Genomic DNA, 5,242 nt, shown 5'->3' on the forward strand with positions numbered 1-5,242 from the left:
AGACCGGCGCTACGCGGAGGCTTCGGAGGAGCGCTGCTGCGGCTCCGGGTGTTCCCGCCGCTCTGGAGCCTCCGCGGTGAGGAGCTGCCCGTTGAGGTGGCTCAGCTGCCAGCCCCGCCCATCGTGCACGAGCTGGGTGCGCTCGGCGTTCAGGATGCGGGGAACGTCCTGGCCGAGCAGCCGCTGCAGGGTGATCCGGATACAGGCCCCGTGCGAGACCACCAGGAGGCGTTGCCCCGGGTGCTGCTCGCGCAGCTCAGTGAGGGCGGCGATGCCCCGCTCGGCGACGGCCGCCGGGGTTTCCGCCGCCACGAAGCCGCCGGCCTGGTCGCTGCGCACCGCGTCGAGCTCCGGCCCCGCGACGAGTCCCTCGGCCAGGCCGAAGTTTCGCTCCAGGAAGCCCGCGTGATCGCGCACCTCCGGCATCCCGAGCCCGGCGGCGATCAGCTCGGCCGTGTGCCTGGCCCGACCCAGCGGGGAACTCAACAGCGCGTGCCAGGGCTCCTCGCCGAGCGCGAGTGAGGCGGCCTCGGCCTGGGCGATGCCCGTCGCATTCAGCGGAATGTCGGTGTGCCCCTGGATGCGCCCGGCGAGATTCCAGTCGGTCTGACCGTGGCGGATGAGGGCAATCGTCGTCGTTGTCACGGCCTCAGCCTATCCCGGTGACCCGCCGACCCGCCGAGTGGGCTCCCAGGCCGCCCCGGTCCGTGTAAACTGAGGGCCGGGGGCTGAACGTGGATCACCCCGCCGACCGTGCCCGGCATGTCGCTCGGCTACGGTTCGCCCTCGAGAGTCGCGACCCCCTCGGGCTGTCCATGAGTGCCGAGTCACGCTGTTCTCGATTCAAGCTGTATGCCGATTCATGCCGATCAGGAGAAACATGGCACCGTCGAACGCCACGCGCCAGAGCACGTCGAAGCGCCGCCACTCGCACAACGAGGGCATCATCCCGCTCCTGGCTCGCGCGGTGCGCGAGGTGGAGGCTTCCGCGCAGCGGGGCAAGACGACGCCGGCGAACCGGACGAAGTTCCAGGTCATCGCGCTGCTCATGCGCGAGGAGCGCGCCCGCGTCAAGACGGCCGAGGGGCTGTCCGACAACGAGCGCGCCGAGACCCTGAAGCGCCTCGACGGGATCGCGGGCATCCTCGCGAAGACCGCGGCCCGGGACACCTCCCTCATTACCCTGCTGGAACCCTCCGCGCCCATCACGGATGCCACCCGGCAGCTGCGCCGCAAGCTTATGGAATCCGCCGGGATCGAGCTGCCCGCCGAGGAGGAGCGCCCCGCCCCGCAACAGGCCGCAATCGTGCCGCCCGAGCTGGCTCAGCGCCAGGTCGTGCCCCCGCTCGTGACCGCCCGCATGCGGTCCAACCCCTTCCTGGAGCCCGATCTCACCCCGGCGAAGAAGCCGGCCCCGGTCGTGCGGCTCGCGAACTGGGAGCTGCTCGGCCCCCTCCTGAAGGCCTTCGAGCAGGGCTCCGGTGGGGGCTCGGCCTGCATGACGCTTCCGGAGCCGCCCGTGGTTGACCGGCTCTCGCCCAAGAACTTTGAGCTGATGCCGCACCAGTCACGCTTCATCGAGTCCGTCCGCCAGGGGCACCGCACCTTCCTGCTCGCCGATGAGCCGGGCCTCGGCAAGACGGCGCAGTCGGTGCTCGCGGCGTCCGTCGCCGATGCCTACCCCCTGCTCGTCGTGGTCCCCAACGTCGTCAAGATGAACTGGGCCCGCGAGGTCGAACGCTGGACCCCCCTGCGCCGCGCCACCGTCGTGCACGGCGACGGCCAGGACCTCGATGCCTTCGCCGACGTCTTCGTCATCAACTACGACATCCTTGACCGGCACCTGAGCTGGATTTCGAAGATGGGCTTCAAGGGCATGGTCGTCGATGAGGCGCACATGATCAAAAACACCCAGTCGCAGCGGTCCCGGAACGTGCTCGCCCTGTCCGAGCGGATCCGCAAGCGCACCCCGGGCGAGAACCCGCTGATGATCGCGCTCACGGGCACCCCGCTCATCAACGAGGTCGACGACTTCCGCGCCATCTGGCGCTTCCTGGGCTGGACGGACAACGAAAAGCCCCTGCCCGAGCTGCTGCACGCGCTCGAGGAGAACGGCTTCACCCCCGCCGACCCCGGCTTCTACCCCGCCGCCCGCGAGTCCGTCATCGAGATGGGCATCGTGCGCCGCCGCAAGATCGACGTGGCCGAGGACCTGCCCTCGAAGCGGGTCGTTGACCTGCCGGTGGAGCTGGACGACGAGCTGGGCCGGAGCATCCGCGAGGCCGAGCGGGAGCTGGCCCGGAAGCTCTACGAGCGCTTCGAGCGCTCCTCGGCGGGCAAGCTGGGCAAGGAGCTGTCCACCGAGGCCCTGATCCGGATGATCTGCGCCCAGGAGCTCGAGGAGTCCAAGAGCCAGTCCGGCCAGAACGTGTTCACGATGGTGCGCCAGATCGGCCAGGCGAAGGCCGGGCTCGCGGCGGACTACGCGGCGCAGCTGGCGCGCTCCGTCGGCAAGGTCGTCTTCTTCGCGAAGCACATCGACGTCATGGACACGGCCGAGCGTCAGCTGGCCGAGGCCGGGTTGCGCACGGTGTCCATCCGCGGCGACCAGACGGCTGAGTTCCGGCAGCAGCAGATCGATGCCTTCAACAAGGACCCGAAGGTGTCCGTTGCGGTGTGCTCGCTCACCGCGGCTGGCGTCGGCGTGAACCTGCAGGCCTCCTCGAACGTCGTGCTCGCGGAGCTGAGCTGGACCGACGCCGAGCAGACCCAGGCGATCGACCGCGTCCACCGGATCGGCCAGGAGGAGCCCGTCACCGCGTGGCGAATCGTCGCGGCCCAGACGATCGACGCGAAGATCGCGGAACTCATCGACGGCAAGGCCGGGCTCGCTGCCCGGGCGCTCGACGGCGTGGAACTGCGACCCGAGGGTTCGGACTCCGTGCAGTTGCTCGCGCTCATGCACCTGCTGCGCGGGGCCATCGCCGAGGCGGAGTAACCGCCCCGAGTTTTCCTCTCCGCACGACCCCGGATCGCGGTAGCATCGTCCTGGGCGCACCGGGCAGGGGGCGCCGGGGACCCGTCGCGCCCCAGATACCCCGCCGAACCACGCGAGGGAGCACAGGTGCGTATCGGAGTCTTGGTGAGCGGCGGGGACTGCCCCGGGTTGAACGCGGCGATCCGGGGGCTCACGCTCCGCGGGGCCGACCTCTTCGGCCACGAGATCCTGGGGTTTCGGGACGGGTGGCGCGGCGTCTTTGACGACGACGCCGTGCGGCTCGATCGCGCGGCGGTGCGGGGCCTTGCCGGGCGCGGCGGCACCGTGATCGGCACGAGCCGGGTCGGCCCGTGGCAGGACGGCCGGGACGGCGTCGCCGCCGTGGGCGCCGCGGTGGAACGAAACGGCCTCGACGGCATCGTCGCCATCGGGGGCAACGGCACCCAGACCGTCGCGCACCTGCTCAGCCAGGCGGGGATCCCCATGATTGGGATGCCGAAGACGATCGACAACGACCTGGGCGGCACCGACGTCACCTTCGGCTTCGACACCGCGGTGTCAATCGCGACCGAGGGGATCGACCGGCTGCGCACGACGGGGGAGTCCCACCAGCGCTGCATGGTCCTGGAGGTGATGGGCCGCCACGCGGGCTGGATCGCACTGCACGCGGGCACCGCGGGCGGGGCGCACACGATTCTCATCCCGGAGTTTCCCGAGTCCCTGGACGACATCAGCGCGTGGGTCACCCACGTCCGCGACCGCGGACGGACCCCGCTCGTCGTGGTGGCTGAGGGCTTCACCCTGCCCGAGATGGACACCGAGTACTCGCGCAAGGGGCTGGACGGCTTCGGCCGGCCTCGACTCGGCGGCATCGCCGAGGTGCTGGCCCCCCTCATCGAGGAGCGCACGGGCATCGAGACCCGGGCCACCGTGCTCGGCCACCTGCAGCGGGGCGGCGTGCCCACCTCCGCGGACCGGGTGCTCGCGACCCGCTGCGGTTTCGCGGCGGCCGACGCGGTCGAGGCCGGGGACTGGGGCACGATGGTTTCCGTGAACCGGAACGCGATCGAGCAGGTGCCGCTCGCCGATGCCGCGGAGACGCTGAAGGCGGTGCCCGCCGCGCGGTATCAGGAGCTCCGGATGCTGTTCGGCTAGGACCGGATCCGGGAATCCGGGGCTTGCCTGGCAAAGCTCTGAGGATCGCGCTGGGCTTCGCGGCCGCACCGCGTTACGGTGGAGAGCAGACCGTGACCGCGAATCCGGGGAGTTCCGTGCCGTACCTGACCCAGCGAGACCACTCGTCAGCCGCGCCGAAACGACGGGCCGGGGCCCCGGCCACCGCCGCCGCTGCCCTGATGCTCGCGGCCGCGCTCACCCTGCTCGGAGCCACGGCCGCCGCCGCAGCTCCTCTCCGCACGGAGCCGGTACGCACGGAGCCGTTGCGCGCAGAAACGCCGAGCACCGCCATCGACCAGCGCTCGGGGGCCGAGGGGGAGCTCCGCCGCCTGGAGCTCGCCCCCGGCGACCGGCTCGCGCAGCCCTTCGCGCCGCTCGGCTCCGGGGCCGCGGCCAAGATCACGGTCTGGGCGGAAGCCGGCAGCCCGGATGACTTCACGATTGCCCTGCACGCCGTCCGCGGCGGCGCGGTCGATCCCGAGCCGATGCCGGGCGGCACGGGGGAGACCGTGACCCTGCCCAACACCGTCGCCCCGAAGAGTAGCCCGGGCGCGGGCGGCGAGACCGTCCCCGGCCCTGAGGTGGGCGAGGGCTTTCTCCCGCGGCAGCTGAGCCTCGCGGACGGGCCGCAGCTCGACGCGGGCACCGCCTACGCGATCGTGGTGACGGCGGGCGGGCAGGGCGCACGCACGGTGTTCCCGGCGACGGCTTCCGAGGTCGCCGGGGCGAGCGCGCTCCACGCACCCGGGGGCGGGGACTGGGCGGAGGCACCGGGTCCCTCGCGGCTCCTCACCGAGGTGCAGCTCTGGGGCGAGGCCGAGGGGGAAGCGGGCTCCGGCACGCCGCCCCCGACTCCCGGCGCGGACCCCGGCGAGCCGCCCGTGGCCGTGCCGGAGGCCCCGGCCCTGCGCTGCGGGGCCGCCCCCGCGCTGGAGCTGCCCGCGGTGACCGGCGTGCGCTACGACGAGGAGCAGAGCGGCACCGCGCTGATTGCCACCGCGAGCCCGGAGCCGGGCTTCGTCTTTCCCACGGATGCCCGGACGTCCTGGCGCTTCCTGCTGACCGTCT

At 72.0% G+C, this 5,242-nt stretch carries 3 protein-coding genes and 1 pseudogene; 3 read left to right on the forward strand and 1 reads right to left on the reverse strand.

Translation table 11 applies throughout. The features are described 5' to 3' along the window. Window positions 1–9: 9 nt before the first annotated feature. Window positions 10–645: a histidine phosphatase family protein gene (locus tag OOT08_RS13690; protein ID WP_325093344.1), complete on the reverse strand. Its 636-nt coding sequence runs from the start codon at window positions 643–645 to the stop codon at window positions 10–12. Window positions 646–880: 235 nt separating this feature from the next. Between OOT08_RS13690 and OOT08_RS13695 the strand changes: the two genes are divergently transcribed. The 3 genes and pseudogenes from OOT08_RS13695 to OOT08_RS13705 form a co-directional block, all read left to right on the forward strand. Then, entirely contained in the window at window positions 881–2,998 is a 2,118-nt protein-coding gene (locus OOT08_RS13695; protein ID WP_325093346.1) for a DEAD/DEAH box helicase, read from the forward strand. A gap of 126 nt (window positions 2,999–3,124) precedes the next feature. After that, window positions 3,125–4,153 carry a 6-phosphofructokinase gene (locus tag OOT08_RS13700; protein ID WP_325093347.1) on the forward strand — a complete coding sequence of 343 codons (1,029 nt, stop codon included), beginning with the start codon at window positions 3,125–3,127 and terminating at the stop codon, window positions 4,151–4,153. Between the two features lie 92 nt (window positions 4,154–4,245). After that, window positions 4,246–5,242, forward strand: a pseudogene (locus tag OOT08_RS13705) (hypothetical protein); the annotation flags it as partial.

It is taken from the genome of Leucobacter sp. M11 (assembly GCF_035726885.1).
Classification (GTDB): domain Bacteria; phylum Actinomycetota; class Actinomycetes; order Actinomycetales; family Microbacteriaceae; genus JAPFRB01.

Bases quoted from the DNA above. Each gene is read 5' to 3' on its own strand.
- OOT08_RS13695 (WP_325093346.1), top strand. From the start codon at position 881: ATGGCACCGTCGAACGCCACGCGCCAGAGCACGTCGAAGCGCCGCCAC.